This window comes from Halogeometricum pallidum JCM 14848 (assembly GCF_000337095.1).
GTDB classification, from domain to species: Archaea; Halobacteriota; Halobacteria; order Halobacteriales; family Haloferacaceae; genus Halogeometricum; species Halogeometricum pallidum.
In genome coordinates this window covers 159,874-172,899 of sequence record NZ_AOIV01000024.1, presented here as the reverse complement: position 1 = coordinate 172,899, position 13,026 = coordinate 159,874, and the positions used below count along the sequence as shown (strand labels likewise).

At 67.9% G+C, this 13,026-nt stretch carries 15 protein-coding genes; 4 read left to right on the top strand and 11 right to left on the bottom strand.

Going from position 1 to position 13,026, the window contains the following annotated elements; genetic code table 11:
* Nucleotides 1–962 (bottom strand): phosphohexomutase domain-containing protein (locus tag C474_RS10940; RefSeq protein WP_008386747.1); only part of this gene is annotated, 962 nt, incomplete at its 3' end.
* A 153-nt stretch (nucleotides 963–1,115) separates the two neighbouring features.
* Between C474_RS10940 and C474_RS10935 the strand changes: the two genes are divergently transcribed.
* Entirely contained in the window at nucleotides 1,116–1,676 is a 561-nt protein-coding gene (locus C474_RS10935; protein WP_008386746.1) for an NADPH-dependent FMN reductase, read from the top strand.
* Nucleotides 1,677–1,697: 21 nt separating this feature from the next.
* On the opposite strand, the gene C474_RS10930 is transcribed toward C474_RS10935, so the two are convergent.
* From C474_RS10930 to larB, 4 genes are all read right to left on the bottom strand, one after another.
* Nucleotides 1,698–1,940, bottom strand: a complete 243-nt coding sequence (locus C474_RS10930; protein ID WP_008386745.1) for a GIY-YIG nuclease family protein — start codon at nucleotides 1,938–1,940, stop codon at nucleotides 1,698–1,700.
* A 5-nt stretch (nucleotides 1,941–1,945) separates the two neighbouring features.
* Complete coding sequence (gene surE / locus C474_RS10925) at nucleotides 1,946–2,791, bottom strand: 5'/3'-nucleotidase SurE (RefSeq protein WP_008386743.1); 846 nt, start codon at nucleotides 2,789–2,791, stop codon at nucleotides 1,946–1,948.
* Between the two features lie 174 nt (nucleotides 2,792–2,965).
* Nucleotides 2,966–3,115, bottom strand: coding sequence for a DUF7563 family protein (locus C474_RS23675; RefSeq protein WP_425499626.1), 150 nt, complete (start codon nucleotides 3,113–3,115; stop codon nucleotides 2,966–2,968).
* Between the two features lie 194 nt (nucleotides 3,116–3,309).
* Nucleotides 3,310–4,143: a nickel pincer cofactor biosynthesis protein LarB gene (gene larB, locus C474_RS10920; protein WP_049916922.1), complete on the bottom strand. Its 834-nt coding sequence runs from the start codon at nucleotides 4,141–4,143 to the stop codon at nucleotides 3,310–3,312.
* Nucleotides 4,144–4,377: 234 nt separating this feature from the next.
* Between larB and C474_RS10915 the strand changes: the two genes are divergently transcribed.
* A complete protein-coding gene (locus C474_RS10915; RefSeq protein WP_006055446.1) occupies nucleotides 4,378–4,545 on the top strand; it encodes a DUF1931 family protein in 168 nt (55 codons plus the stop codon).
* A gap of 160 nt (nucleotides 4,546–4,705) precedes the next feature.
* On the opposite strand, the gene rpiA is transcribed toward C474_RS10915, so the two are convergent.
* Nucleotides 4,706–5,401, bottom strand: a complete 696-nt coding sequence (gene rpiA, locus C474_RS10910; RefSeq protein WP_008386730.1) for a ribose-5-phosphate isomerase RpiA — start codon at nucleotides 5,399–5,401, stop codon at nucleotides 4,706–4,708.
* Nucleotides 5,402–5,500: 99 nt separating this feature from the next.
* Here rpiA and C474_RS10905 point away from each other — a divergent pair, with 99 nt between their 5' ends.
* Both C474_RS10905 and C474_RS10900 read left to right on the top strand, forming a co-directional pair.
* Nucleotides 5,501–6,229 (top strand): SDR family NAD(P)-dependent oxidoreductase, encoded by a 729-nt coding sequence (locus C474_RS10905; RefSeq protein WP_008386728.1) that lies wholly within the window; start codon nucleotides 5,501–5,503, stop codon nucleotides 6,227–6,229.
* A 293-nt stretch (nucleotides 6,230–6,522) separates the two neighbouring features.
* A complete protein-coding gene (locus C474_RS10900; RefSeq protein WP_008386726.1) occupies nucleotides 6,523–6,933 on the top strand; it encodes a carboxymuconolactone decarboxylase family protein in 411 nt (136 codons plus the stop codon).
* A 276-nt stretch (nucleotides 6,934–7,209) separates the two neighbouring features.
* Here C474_RS10900 and C474_RS10895 read toward each other — a convergent pair whose 3' ends face one another.
* From C474_RS10895 to C474_RS10875, 5 genes are all read right to left on the bottom strand, one after another.
* Entirely contained in the window at nucleotides 7,210–7,914 is a 705-nt protein-coding gene (locus tag C474_RS10895; protein WP_008386724.1) for an SDR family oxidoreductase, read from the bottom strand.
* 43 nt (nucleotides 7,915–7,957) lie between these two features.
* Entirely contained in the window at nucleotides 7,958–9,082 is a 1,125-nt protein-coding gene (locus tag C474_RS10890) for an ORC1-type DNA replication protein (RefSeq protein WP_008386722.1), read from the bottom strand.
* A 149-nt stretch (nucleotides 9,083–9,231) separates the two neighbouring features.
* Nucleotides 9,232–9,555 carry a hypothetical protein gene (locus tag C474_RS10885; protein WP_008386721.1) on the bottom strand — a complete coding sequence of 108 codons (324 nt, stop codon included), beginning with the start codon at nucleotides 9,553–9,555 and terminating at the stop codon, nucleotides 9,232–9,234.
* A 45-nt stretch (nucleotides 9,556–9,600) separates the two neighbouring features.
* Nucleotides 9,601–11,586, bottom strand: a complete 1,986-nt coding sequence (locus tag C474_RS10880) for a MutS-related protein (RefSeq protein WP_008386719.1) — start codon at nucleotides 11,584–11,586, stop codon at nucleotides 9,601–9,603.
* Between the two features lie 337 nt (nucleotides 11,587–11,923).
* Nucleotides 11,924–13,006 carry a ferredoxin--NADP reductase gene (locus tag C474_RS10875; protein WP_008386717.1) on the bottom strand — a complete coding sequence of 361 codons (1,083 nt, stop codon included), beginning with the start codon at nucleotides 13,004–13,006 and terminating at the stop codon, nucleotides 11,924–11,926.
* Nucleotides 13,007–13,026 lie beyond the last annotated feature (20 nt).

The following is a 13,026-nucleotide window of genomic DNA, read 5'->3' as shown; positions in this document are numbered from 1 at the left end:
TCCTCGCCGCCCATCAGCGCGTCGTGTTCCTTCATCGCGTCGGCGACCCACTTGAAGCCGACAGCCGTCTCGAACACCTCTTCGCCGTGCTCCTCGGCGATGCGGTCGATGAGGAACGTCGTGGAGACGGTGCGGATGGCCGGACCGGAGTCCGATTCGAGCAGGTAGTCGTAGGCGGCCGCGAAAAAGAGGTTCTCGTCGAGGTGACCGCGTTCGGGGGTGACGAACGCGACGCGGTCGGAGTCGCCGTCGTTGGCGACGCCGAGGTCGGCGTCCTCCTCGCGGACCGTCTCGACCAACCGCTCGAGGTTCTCTGCGCTCGGTTCCGGCGGCGTGCCGCCGAAGTCCGGGTCGCGTTCGTCGCGGATGGACACGACGTCGGCGCCCGCCGATTCGAGCAGGGCGTCGGTGACGCCGCGACCGCTGCCGTGCATCGCGTCGTAGGCGACCGTCAGACCCGAGAGGTCCGCGTCGATGAGTTCGCGGGCGTGCTCGAAGTGCGGCGTCACGATGTCGACTTCCTCTATCGTCCCGCGTTCGTCCTCGGGGAGCAGGTCGGGTTCGGCGAGGCGTTCCTCGATGGACTCGGTCACCCCCGGGAGCGCCGGCGCGCCGTCGGAGGGGATGAACTTGACGCCGTTGTACTCCGCGGGGTTGTGCGACGCCGTGACCATCAGCGCGCCCGAGAGGCCGCGGTCCACGATGGCGTGGGCGACGAGGGGCGTCGGCCGGTCCCGGTCGGGGAGGAGCACGTCGAAGCCGTTGCCGGCGAGCACCTCCGCGAGCGATTCGGCGAATCCGAGCGACGTCTCCCGCGCGTCGTAGCCGACGAGGACGGGCGCGTCGAACCCCTCGTCGGAGAGATAGTCGGCGACGGCCTGCCCCACGATGCGAACCCGGTCGTCCGTGAACGTGTCCAGCGTCGCGCGCCAGCCGTCGGTTCCGAAAGAGATAGCGTCCATGCGGAAACGGACGCCGCGGCCGGTGAAAAAGGTACGGCGCGGCCGCGTCAGCGGCGAACGCGATGCGGACCGCGCGGCGGTCGGGGGGACCCGAAACCGGCCGCGCCGACCGGAAGCCAACGCCTTTTGGCCGTCGGTGACTCACCGACGGTAATGGTACGTATCGTCGCCGTCTGCGGGAGCAGACGCGAGGGGAGTCACACGCTGAAGTCGCTCCGCATCGCTCTCGCCGCCGCCGAAGAGGCCGGTGCCGAGACGGAGATGCTCGATTTGGGCGACGTGGACCTCCCGCTCTACCACCCGGATATCGACGAACAGGGCGACTCCGAACGCCTCACCCGACTCGTCCGCGAGGCGGACGGCCTGCTCATCGGGTCGCCCGTCTACCACGGGTCGTACTCCTCGACGTGGCGGAACTTCCACGACTACTGCTCGAAAGACGAGTTCGAGGGCACCGCCGTCGGCCTCCTCGCCACCGCGGGCGGGGGCTCTTACGGCGCGACGTTGGAGCACATGCGGAGCACCGTCCGCGGCGTCCACGGCCGCGTCGTCCCCGAACAGGTCGGCGTCCGCGGCGCCTACAACGTCTACGACGGCGAGAAACTCACCGACGAGGACGTGCGCCGCCGCCTCGTCTCGCTGGCCGAATCGGTCGTCGAGGAGGCCGAACGCCTGCAGGGCGGGCAGAAGCAGGCACCCAGCGCGGACGACTGAGGGAGACGGACGGCGACGCCTTCACTCCACCAGCCGCTCCTTCTGCGACCGCGATAGCTGTTTTATCTCGTACTCCCGCGACATCGCCGTCGATTTCGACTCGTAGGACTCGGTGTGGACGAGTTCGACGGGCGTTCGCCCGCGGGTGTACTTCGCCCCCTCGCCGGCGTCGTGTTCTTCGACGCGCCGCGCCACGTCCGTCGTGTACCCCGTGTACAGCGAGTCGTCCGAACAGCGGAGAACGTAGACGTAGTGCTCGCTCATCGGCGTCACTCGACTTCGAGCGTCTCCACGACGTCGGCGAGGCGCGCGCTGTCGGGAACGGAGTGGGTGACCGTCAGGGGCGAAACGCTGACGGCGGCGTCGACCATCGCGCGGCGGTCCGACCCGACCGGGTAGCGGTCGCGGTGCGTCTCCGCGAGGGGGAACGGATTCTCCCATCCGACGGCGTCGGGCCACGTCCGGTCGTGCAGTTCGACGCGGTGTTCGTCGGGGGCGAGTTCCCCCTCCTCGTCCGCGTCGTCGTCGACGCGGACGACCTTCTGCCCGTAGTCGTGGTGCGGTTCGGTCAGCATCACCGGCGGTTCCGGGGAGTCGACGGGCGCGTTGACGTTCAACAGGTCCACGTCCTCGTAGACGCCCGCCGCGAGGGCGCGTTCGACGAGGGCGACGGCGACGCGGGCGGGGCGGGCGAAGTCGTACTCCTCGGGCGGCGAGAGGAAGAAGTCCGTCGAGTGGTACGCCGAGACGGCGAGGGCGGGCGTGCCGAGGAAGGCCGCCTCGATGCCCGCACCGACGGTACCGGAGCGACCGACGACGTAGTTGCCGGCGTTCGGGCCGTCGTTGACGCCGGAGACGACGACGTCGAAGTCGGTATCCAGTCCGCGGAGGCCGTAGGCGACGCAGTCGGCGGGTGTGCCGCCGAGGGCGTACCCCCAGGGGTGCTCGCGGACCACCGCCGTGTGGTTGCGCGTGCGGCCGACGCCGCTCTGATTGTCGTCGGGGGCGACGACGGTCACGTCGCCGAGGGCGGTGAGTTCCTCGCGGAGGGTGGCGATGCCCGGCGCGTCGATGCCGTCGTCGTTCGTTAGGAGGATGGAACGTCCGTCGCTCATGATGACGGGAGGGTGGTCGGGGAGTCAAGTAGCGCTTCTGGTCCGCACGGCCGCGCGTCAAAGGTCGTCCGTCCCGAGGCGTCGCTGGCGGGTTGAGGACGGGCCGGTGGTTCAGGCCGGCCGCGTACAAGAGGTGACGGCTTCGCGTGGTGGTCTTTCCTCCGCTTCAGCGGCTCAGGCAGTGCGGGTTCGGTGTCGCGCGACTTCAGCGATGCCCGCGTTCGCCGAGCAGTTTGGACAGGCGAGCAGACGCCCGTTACCGTCGGTGAACACGCGCGCGAAGCGCTCTGACACGTGCGACCCGCAGTGGTCGCAAGTTGGCATTGTTGAGTCCGGCAGCCACCACGTGTGCCGGTACCTCGGCTACGGTTCCCGCACGTAAAGGCCTTCACGCGCGTGCGCGCACAATTGCGAAACGTCCAGTGATGGGAGCCGGAATCGGACGTTCGTCTGGTACCGAGTGGCACGCCTGCGCGAACCGTCGTCGGCTCTCGGCGGACGAGAGGTCGAACGGCGTCTCAGCGCTCGCCGGCGTCGTTCCGGTCGCTCTCGCCGTCCTCGGCGCGTTCGTCGGTCGCGTCGCCTCCTCCCTCGGTCGCCGCGCGCGCGCCGCTCACCGCACGGGCGATGAGTCCGGCCTGCGCGCCGGCGACGAATCCGGCGTCGACGTTGACCGTCGAGATGACGGTGCAGGACTGGAGCATCCCCGCGAGGGCCGCCTCGCCCGCGCCGCCGTGGCCGTAGCCCGTCGAGACGGGCAGGCCGATGACCGGCGTGTCGACGAGTCCGGCGACGACGGTCGGGAGGGCGCCCTCGCGGCCGGCGGCGACGACGAGGACGTCCGCCGCGCGGAGGGCGTCTAAGTGGTCGAGGACGCGGCCGAGGTGGGCGACGCCCACGTCCTCGGCGCGCGTCACCGTCGCCCCCATCGCTTCGAGGATGACGGCCGCCTCGCCCGCCGCCTCGGCGTCCGAGGTGCCGCCCGTGACCAGACCGACCGTCGCGTCCAGCGTCGGTCGCTCGAAGTCGGGCGCGCGCGCGACGAGCGTCCGCGCCCGGCGGTCCCGGTCGAGCGTCGTCGTCTCGTCCAACGCGTCCGCGACGGCGTCCGCGTGAGCGTCGGTCGCGCGGGTGAGTACGGCCCGTCCGGTCGACTGGACGGCCGCCGCCGCCAGCGTCGCCGCCTCGTCGGGCGTCTTCCCCTCGGCGAGGATGGCCTCGGGGACGCCGCGTCGCGTCTCTCGGGCGGCGTCAAACCGCCCGGCGCCCGTCGTCGCATAACCCGAGAGGCGCGCTTCCGCGACGGCCGGGTCGAGGTCCCCCGCCGCGACGGCCTCTAAGATGTCTCGCATGGACGTGCGTTCGCGGCCGAGGCCCACCTACCTATCGCTTCCGGCCGACCGACCCCCCGAAACGAGGTTCCCGGGCGTCTCGGACCCCGTGACGCCCGTGAACGGCGGAACCCCCTTATGCGACCTCCCTATATATAAATCCGTCCCCTCCCAAAGGCCATATCTCGTGGATATGAGCGGAGAGGCGGCCGATTTGGGAAATCTTATTAAGTAGGCCCCAGAAAGAAGGCGTGTATGGCAGACCTTATTGTCAAGGCAGCCGTCAAGGAAGCGCTCAACGACAAGAACGTCGCTTCTGACTTCTATGACGCGCTCGACGAGGAAGTGAAGGAACTGCTCGAAGACGCCGCCCGCCGTGCGGAAGAAAACGACCGGAAGACGGTCCAGCCCCGCGACCTGTAATCCGGGTCCCCTAACCCCGTATTTTTCTTTCGACGCCACCCGCGTAGCCGCGTCGCCGTCCGATTGAACAGTTACTTCGCCGACAGGTGCAGGAATCGCCTCCGCGTAGCGTCGGCCGCGTCCCGGCCTCCGAAGTTCCGGCGCTTTGCGACTTTCGGCGTCAGTAGGTTCGCGCGTCCACGCCGTCGTCGGTGCCGACGTACGCCTCGTCCGCGAGTCCGACGAACAGGCCGTGTTCGACGACGCCGGGCGTCGCCGAGAGATCCGCCGAGAGCGACGCCGGGTCGTCGATGGCCCCGAAGTCGCAGTCCAGCACGAAGTTCCCGTTGTCGGTGACGACCGGACCGTCTTTCCTGTCGGCGGTCCGGAGAACTGGGTCGCCGCCGAGTTCGTCGACGCGCGCCGAGACGAGGGTCCGGGCGGCGGGGAGCACTTCGAGCGGTACCGGTCGGTCGAGCGTCTCCGCGAGTTTGGAGGGGTCGGCGACGACGACGAACCGGTGGGCCGCCGCGTCGACCACCTTCTCGCGGGCGTGGGCCGCGCCGCCGCCCTTTATCAGATTGCCGTCGGCGTCGACCTGGTCCGAGCCGTCGATGGCCACGTCGATGCATTCGACTTCGTCCAGCGAGCAGAGGGGGACGCCCGCCTCGCGTGCGAGTTCGCGCGAGGCGAAGGAGGTGGCGACGCCGAATACGTCTTCGAGTTCGCCCGCCTCGACCGCCCGTCCGAGGGCGCGGACGGCGAACGCCGCGGTGCTTCCGGTGCCGAGTCCGACCGTCTCGCCCGAGGAGACGAGGTCGGCCGCGCGTTCGGCCGCGCGGCGCTTCTGGTCGTCCGTTCCGCCGGTCGTCTTCATACCCGGTGCGTCGCAACAGGCCCGCACAAGCGTTGCGCTCTCGCGCCGCCCGCGCACGCCGCGCCCACCGTTTTGGTGCTGGCGTCCCTGTCGAAAAGCATGACACGTGTCGCCGTCGTCGCCGGCGTCGGTCCGGGACTCGGAGCGTCCATCGTCCGAAGGTTCGCCGCGGAGGGCTGTTCGGTCGCGCTGCTCGCGCGGTCGGAATCGTACCTCAACGAACTCGCCGCGGAGGTAGCGGAGGGACCGGGCGAGGCCCTCGCGGTGCCGACGGACCTCGCGGACCCCGACGAGATTCGGTCGGCGTTCGAGGAGGTGCGCGGAGCGTTCGGACCGGTCGACGTGCTCGTCAACCACGCCAGCAGCGGATCGTGGAAGGGCCTGCGCGAACTCTCCGTCGAGGAACTCGACCACGCGACGGCCGTCGGCGTCCGCGGCGCGTTCGTCTGCGCGCAGGAGGCCGTCGACGACATGCTGGAGCGAGGCGAGACGGAGGGCGACGAGAAGACGGGGACGGTGCTCTTCACGGGGGCGACCTCGGCCGTCCGAGGGCGGGACGGGGCGCTCGGCTTCTCCGCGGCGAAGTTCGGCGCGCGGGGGATGGCCGAGTCGATGGCGAAGGAACTCGGATCGGAGGGCGTCCACGTCGCGCACGTCGTTCTCGACGGCGGCATCCGGCCGCCGAACCGGGAGGTAGAGGACGAGGCGGCGTATCTCGACCCCGACGACATCGCCGAGACGTACTGGCGCCTCGTCGAACAGGACGCGAGCACGATGACGTTCGAGACGCACATCACGAACGGGCCGGGAGATATCGAGTTCCTGTAGGCGCGCCGCATCCGATCACAGTGAGTCGCGTCGAAATCCGGTCGCGTCACGTTTCGGCGCGGCGAGAGGGCACTCTATGGGTCTCGTCCCGTATCGTCGGTGCCGGTAGTCGCGAGGGTTGTGAGAGATGAAACAACGACCATAGTGAAATATAAAATATATAATTATAAATAGTTATAGTTATGTGGGTAGACGTCGTCTGTTCAGTCGACTCTCCGAGGAGACGCCTATCTCGGGATCTGACCGACTCATCCAACGCGCCGTTCTCAGAGACTCACCGAGGAGGACTACCCATGGCAGCAACAACCGCAGTTAGTTACGAGGGAACGGTAGCAGACATCGAAGAGACGCTCGGAATCGTCCCCGGGTTCATGGCGGCGATACCCGAGGATGCGCTCGTTCACGAGTGGCCGGTGTTCAAGCAGTACACGCTCGGAGAGAGCGTCTTCTCGCCAAAGCAGCGTGAACTCATGGAGTTGGCCGTCGCGGCCACGCTGAAGTGCCAGTATTGTCAGGCGTTCCACAAAGGTGCCGCCGAACTCCACGGGGCAACGGACGCAGAACTCGCCGAAGTCGCCGTCCTCGCGGGCCTCACTGCCCGCTGGAGTTCGATGATTCACGCCCAGCACTACGACTACGATACGTTCATGGACGAGTTCGGACAGATCGGTGCCTTCCTACAGGAACAACAGGCTGGCGACTGAGGCGTACGCGGTATCCCATCGATTTTTGACGCGAGGCGAAGCGGAACCGCTACTACCGGGGTTCGTCGGTCCATCCGCGTCTCGAAGTCCCGTGATTCCGAGAGAGATCGAGTCGGCCGGATGCGAGTGCGTGAGAGTCGGGCGTCTCTCTCGACTCCGCTAGGGACTATCGAAGCGTTCGAGAGCGGTCGCTCGACGGTCGACCGAGAAGAGACACCGCGCCACGAGTACGAGCCACGTCGGCATCGTATGTCGAACGCGAGTACCGAACCGAACTCAGACGCTGTCGGTTATGCCGCCGTCGACGCGGACGTTCTGTCCGGTGACGTAACTCGCGGCGGGCGAGAGCAGGTACGCGACGGTGTCGGCTATCTCCTCGGTCCGCGCGGGGCGGCCCATCGGAATGCGCTCGCGGGTCGCCTCGTCGACCTCGTAACTGTCGACGAATCCCGGCAGGACCGCGTTCATCCGGATGCCGTCGGCGGCGTGGCGGTCGGCGTACAGTTTCGTGAACGCGCCGAGTCCCGCCCGGAGGACCGACGAGACGGGGAACTCCGCGCTCGGTTCGTACGCGGAGAACGTCGAGACGTTCACGAATGCGCCGCCGTCGTTCTCGCGCATGACCGGCGTGACGAGTCGCGCCGTGCGAACGGCGTTCAACAGCACGAGATCCAGCCCCTCGTGCCACGCCTCGTCGTCGATGTCGAGGAGATCCCCCGTCGCCGGGTGGCCGGTGTTGTTCACCACCGCGTCGATGCGCCCGTATCGCTCGGTAGCGGCTTCCACGAGGGCCGACAGGTCGTCGGGGTCGGTGACGGAGCCCTCGAATCCGACTCCGCCGAGGTCCTCGGCCACGTCGATGGCCGCGCCCGACTTCGAGAGGAGCACGGGCGCGTAGCCGTCCTCGGTCAGTCGTCGCGCGCACGCCTCGCCGATGCCGCGGCCGGCCGCCGTTACGATAGCGACTCGCTGGTCGTCCATAGGCGGGACTCGACGGCGCGGAAAATGTAGCTTCGGGACGGAATTAGAGTCTGTCGAGGACGGCGTCGGTGTCGTACGCCAACGAGAGCGACCGGGAGCGGCCGCGTCCGTCTATCTCGGCGTACTCGGTGTCGATGATTCCGAGTTGCTCGAGTTTGGTGACGATTTCGGAGTAGCGCGTGTAGCCGAGTCCGGTCTCGTCGTGGAACCCCTCGTAGACGGCGCCGGCCTGTTCGCCGTCGTACTCGGCGATGACGCGTACGAGGGCGCGTTCGGAGTCCGAGAGGCCGCGGAGGCAGCGCGAGAGGTGGACGTACTTCGATTTGTCGTAGGCCGCCTCCACGTCTTCGAGCGTCACGGTCCGACTGGCGCGCATCTCGGCGTGGAGGCCGGCGCGTCGAAGCAGGTCGATTCCCACCCTGAGGTCGCCGCTCTCGGCGGTGAGTTCGGCCACCCGGTCGAGTTCGGGGTCGCCGACGACGCCGTCGTGGAACCCGCGCTTCGCCCGCCCGCGGAGGATGTCGACGATTTCGTCGACGCCGTACACCGGGAAGTACACCTCCTCTGGCCGGAAGACGCTCTGGACGCGCCCGTCGAGTTCGTCGATGACGTCGAGCGAGAGGTCCGAGGAGACGATGATGACGCCGATGCGCGCCCCCGAGTGCGTCTCGTGGGCGCGGAGCAGCGAGTAGAGGGTGTCGGACGCCTCGTTCTCGTAGAACAGGTAGTTCACGTCGTCGAGGGCGACGGCGAGCACCTCGTCCTCCTCGACTAATCTATCGGTTATCTGCCCGAACAGCTTCTTGAACGAGATGCCCGAGGAGGGCGGTTCGTACTCGAAGATGTGCTCGAAGATGCGCGAGAAGACGGCGTACCGGGTGGAGTCGACCTGGCAGTTGACGCGGACGGTCCGGACGCCCGACTGCGCGCCGAGTTCGCCGTACAGTTTCTGGACGGCGGTGGTCTTGCCCGTCCCCGGCGGACCGCGGACGGTGGTGTTGAGCGGGCGGGACCCCCGAACGGCCGGACGCAGCGCGTACTTGAGACTCTGCAACTGCGTCTCGCGGTGGTTGAACGTCTCCGGAACGTAGTCTATCTCGAAGACGTGCTCGTCGCGGAACACCGTCTCGTCCCACGACAGCATCCCCTCCTCGGGGTCGTCCCTCATCGCTTGAATCACGCAGAGCAGTCTACTTAACCGTTCCCCAGCCCCGGAGTGGAAGTGAAACCGTAACGGAAATCGGCTGTAGACCGCGAACGTGCACGGTCATGAAGACGAGTGTTTCCGGGGCGGGCGGATGTTTGGACGACGGCCGCTCACTCGGTGGCGAGGACGTAGACGCGGGAGGCGGCGACCAGACCGACGAGCAACCCGATGAGTCCGATTCCTAGGGCGAACGGATTGACGCCGAACCCCAGACCGGTCCATGCGACGGAGAGACCGACGAATCCGAGGGCGACGTAGAACAGGACGAGCACCGCCGTCCCCACCACGTCCCACATCGCGTCTCTGGTGGCGCGGTACACTACGTCATACGTCGCGTCGTCCCTGGAATCCGTCGCCGTCGAACCGCCGTCAACCGCCACACCGTCGGTCACGCCGTCGTCCGTCGCGGTGGAGGCGTCTCTCTCGGAGACCATACCGAACCATCGCCCTCGAAACGTGATAAATCCCTGTCGGGAATCTCAGAACTTCTCCAACAGTCGGTCGTAGAACCCCGAGGTGTCCTCGCCGGCGAGTTTCTCCACGATGAGTTCCGGCGTCGACCGCGCGAGGTGATCTTTGACGGGCGAGCGGTTGACGACGAGTTCGCCGTCTTCCAGTCCGACCGCCTCGATGCCGTCGACGGCGACGGCGAAGCCCGCGGCCTCGCGTATCTCGTCGGCGAGGTGGGAGACGAACACCGCCGTCGAGGACTGGTCGTCCAACGCTTCGAGGATACCGGCGATTATCTTCGCGGAGGCGCCGGGTTCGGTGATGCTCTCCAGTTCGTCGACGAGGACCAATCGGTTGGTCTCGCCGTCGACGAGTTCGCGGAAGTCGCGGAGGGTGCTCTCGAACGCGCCGGCGTCGAGCGTTCCCTGCGACTTCGCGTAGTAGTGGAGTTCGGAGAAGCGTTCGAGTTCGACGCGGTCAGCCGGGACGGGCAGACCCATGTGCGCGAGGACGACGACGAGCGCCACCAAATCGAGCGTGGACGTCTTCCCGCCGGAGTTGACCCCCGAGAGGAGCGTGACGCCCGAGACGCCGTAGTCGACGGGGTCGGCCTCCGCGAACGGCACGTCGAGCAGGGGCGAACGGCCGCCCTCGATGGCGAATCCGGTCGGTCCGGCCCCCTCATCGACGAACTCCGGCATCGCGCAGTCGAAGTCGCGGGCGAACCGCGAGACGGCGAGTTCCACGTCGAGTTCGAGCGCGTCGGTCACCATCTCGTTCGCGGGGTCGCGGAGCGCCGAGAGGTCCGCGGCGAGTTCGCGCTTCAGGCGGACGGCGCGGCGGTCCCGACCCGCCTTCAACTCCGTGCGGAGGCGCGAGAGCCGTTCCTCGTCGTAGCCGACGGGAAAGGAGGGGTCGTCGGAGAAGATGCGGGTGGCGATGTCGGCCTCCTCGGGTCGCAACGAGAGCGACTCGACGAGGTGCTCGCGGGCGGTGGCGACGGCCCCGGCGTACTGGTCTTCGAGTTCCCGCGAGAGCAGCGAGTCGACGCGGGCGCCCTGTTCGACCAAGGAGAGAAAGTCCGTCCCCTCGATGGTCACGTCTCGTTCGCGGATGGCGTCGCGGAGGTGGTCGTTGGCGACGGACTCGGCCGTGGAGACGGCGGCGTCCACGTCGTCGACGGCGTTCGTCAGGCGGTCGAGTTCCTCGTCGCCGACGACGGTGCCGTCGTCGTCCAACCGGGTGAGCGCGTCGCGGAGCGAGTCGAGGTCACAGGGGGCGTCCATCCCCGCCGTCTCGTGCACGTCGGCGGCGGCGCGAATGCGTCCGCGGTTCTGCGCGAAGAACGCCAGCACCCGTTCGGGGACGATTTCGTCCGGATGCTCCTCGGCGTCCGGGCGGACGCGCACGTCGCCCTCGACGTCGACGCCTGCAAAGCCCTCGTCGAGGGCGACGACGGTGGCGTACGACCGGGCGAGTTCGGCGAGGCCGCGGGCGTCCTCGACGACTTCGACGGAGAGTTCGGGGAAGGCGTCCTTCGCGGCGGCGTAGCGCTCGGCGTCGGCGGTGGCCAGACAGCGCTCTCTGACGCGGATGCCCGAGGCGGGTTCGAGCGACCCGACGCCGTCGAGGGCGTCGAGGACCGCCGGGTCCGGGTCGCGCGCCACCGCCTCGTCGGCGAACGCGCGCACCTCCTCGATTCTGGACTCGGAGGCGGTGGGGTAGAACGTCTCCAGTCGTTTGGCGGCGTAGGAGGTGACGGTCCGCTCGCGGAGCAAAGAGAGCGCGTCGCGATAGACTTCGCGGGCGCGGTCGGTGGCGAGGAAGTCGCCGTCGTCGTCGTGGCGGCGGCGGATGGCGCCGCGGGCGATGGCCGCCGCGCGACCCTCGGTGAGTCCCGGGGCACGAGCGAGGGCGGCCACGTCCCCGGCCGCGAGGGCTCGCTCGGCGTCGTCGAGTTCCGACAGCGACTTCGCCGTCTTCTCCCCGACGCCCGGGATGGCCTCGAACTCCATTCGGGGTGGAGTATCGCCCCCTCGGAGAAAACGTTACGGGTCGTCTCCGGGACCGGGTCCGGCAGTTGCGAACGGGTACCGGCTCTGCCGAGACCCACAGACTGCGATAGGTTCAGAAATCGTGCTGGATGCATAACGCGCCCGTCGCACGAGGGAGAGAGTTCGGTTCGATGCCGTATTCCGGTGATTGCGGCCAAAGCTTCGACCTGACAGACGGCGCCAACGTCCGGAGTGGACGGGGTCGATTAAGCGCCGACCCGTGCTCGTACACCACATATGCATACGTTGCGTATGCATCCAGAAGTAGTTTCAGAGGGAGGTCACTCGACGGTCTCGATTACCCGTAGCTCTCCACGTCGAGGAACTCCTCGCCGACGCCGAGGGAGGCGACGACGTCCTCGATTGGGTCGCACATCGCGCCGATGCCGCAGACGTACACCTCCATCTTCGAGGGGTCGACGCGGGCGTCGCCGTCCACGTCCACCGTCGGTTCCTTGTCGGCGTAGTCGGCGAACTCCTCGGGCAGGGCATCGAGGTCCGTCGCCTCGCGGTCGAGATATCGGAGGAGACAGTACTGGACGTAGTCGGTCTCGCCCGCCCAGTCGGTGAGGTAGTTCTCGCGGGAGAGGGTCGGCACGTAGTGGAAGTTCCCCCGTTCCTCGTCCAACTGGCGGAACTCCTCGTGGTACGGGAGGTGGTCCTCCCACGACGACCCGAGAAACAGCCACACGTCCCGGTCCTCGCCGTCGTACTGGTCCATCCCCTCTTCGAAGACGTAGTTTATCATGCTCTTGAACGGCGCGACGCCCGTCCCGGTGGCGATGAACACCAGGTCGCGTTCGGACGGTTCCTGCAGCATGAGTTCGTCGCCGTACGGCCCGCGGACGAACAGGGAGTCACCCACCTTCGTCTCCGTGCACAGGTGCGGGGTGAGTTCGCCGCCCGGCACCCGCCGGATGCAGAGTTCGACGTAGTCGCGGTTGGGCGAACTGGCGATGGAGTAGACGCGCGGTTCCTCGTCGTCGTAGCTGATTCGGGCGTACTGGCCGGGGACGTAGTCGAAGGAGGTGTCGTCGGGGTCGTCCGCCGCCCCGCCCACCTCGAAGCGGATGCGGACGAGCGAGGGGTACGGCCGTTCGAGCCGCTTTTTCAGCGCCTCTATCTTCCCGTTGAGTTCCTCTTCGCCCTGCGCCGACAGTTCCGCGGTCACCCGGTCCCAGGCGTCCCCGCTCTCGCCCAGGGGACCGAGCGCCTCTTGAATGTCGAGCCGTCGGCGTATCGCCTCGCGACTGGTGTCGACCGCCGCATCGATCTCTGCCTCCCGGTCTCGGTCCATCGCGGTGACGTCGGTGACGGTGGCGTCGTGGTCCTCTATCTCCGCCTCGGCCGCGCGCGATTCGATGGCAGGGTCAACCGGCATTACCCGCCGGTTCGTCGGCG

Coding starts and splice junctions, on each gene's coding strand:
- C474_RS10935 (WP_008386746.1), top strand. CDS start 1,116: ATGGTACGTATCGTCGCCGTCTGCGGGAGCAGACGCGAGGGGAGTCAC.
- C474_RS10930 (WP_008386745.1), bottom strand. CDS start 1,940: ATGAGCGAGCACTACGTCTACGTTCTCCGCTGTTCGGACGACTCGCTG.
- surE (WP_008386743.1), bottom strand. CDS start 2,791: ATGAGCGACGGACGTTCCATCCTCCTAACGAACGACGACGGCATCGAC.
- C474_RS23675 (WP_425499626.1), bottom strand. CDS start 3,115: ATGCCAACTTGCGACCACTGCGGGTCGCACGTGTCAGAGCGCTTCGCG.
- larB (WP_049916922.1), bottom strand. CDS start 4,143: ATGCGAGACATCTTAGAGGCCGTCGCGGCGGGGGACCTCGACCCGGCC.
- C474_RS10915 (WP_006055446.1), top strand. CDS start 4,378: ATGGCAGACCTTATTGTCAAGGCAGCCGTCAAGGAAGCGCTCAACGAC.
- rpiA (WP_008386730.1), bottom strand. CDS start 5,401: ATGAAGACGACCGGCGGAACGGACGACCAGAAGCGCCGCGCGGCCGAA.
- C474_RS10905 (WP_008386728.1), top strand. CDS start 5,501: ATGACACGTGTCGCCGTCGTCGCCGGCGTCGGTCCGGGACTCGGAGCG.
- C474_RS10900 (WP_008386726.1), top strand. CDS start 6,523: ATGGCAGCAACAACCGCAGTTAGTTACGAGGGAACGGTAGCAGACATC.
- C474_RS10895 (WP_008386724.1), bottom strand. CDS start 7,914: ATGGACGACCAGCGAGTCGCTATCGTAACGGCGGCCGGCCGCGGCATC.
- C474_RS10890 (WP_008386722.1), bottom strand. CDS start 9,082: ATGAGGGACGACCCCGAGGAGGGGATGCTGTCGTGGGACGAGACGGTG.
- C474_RS10885 (WP_008386721.1), bottom strand. CDS start 9,555: ATGGTCTCCGAGAGAGACGCCTCCACCGCGACGGACGACGGCGTGACC.
- C474_RS10880 (WP_008386719.1), bottom strand. CDS start 11,586: ATGGAGTTCGAGGCCATCCCGGGCGTCGGGGAGAAGACGGCGAAGTCG.
- C474_RS10875 (WP_008386717.1), bottom strand. CDS start 13,006: ATGCCGGTTGACCCTGCCATCGAATCGCGCGCGGCCGAGGCGGAGATA.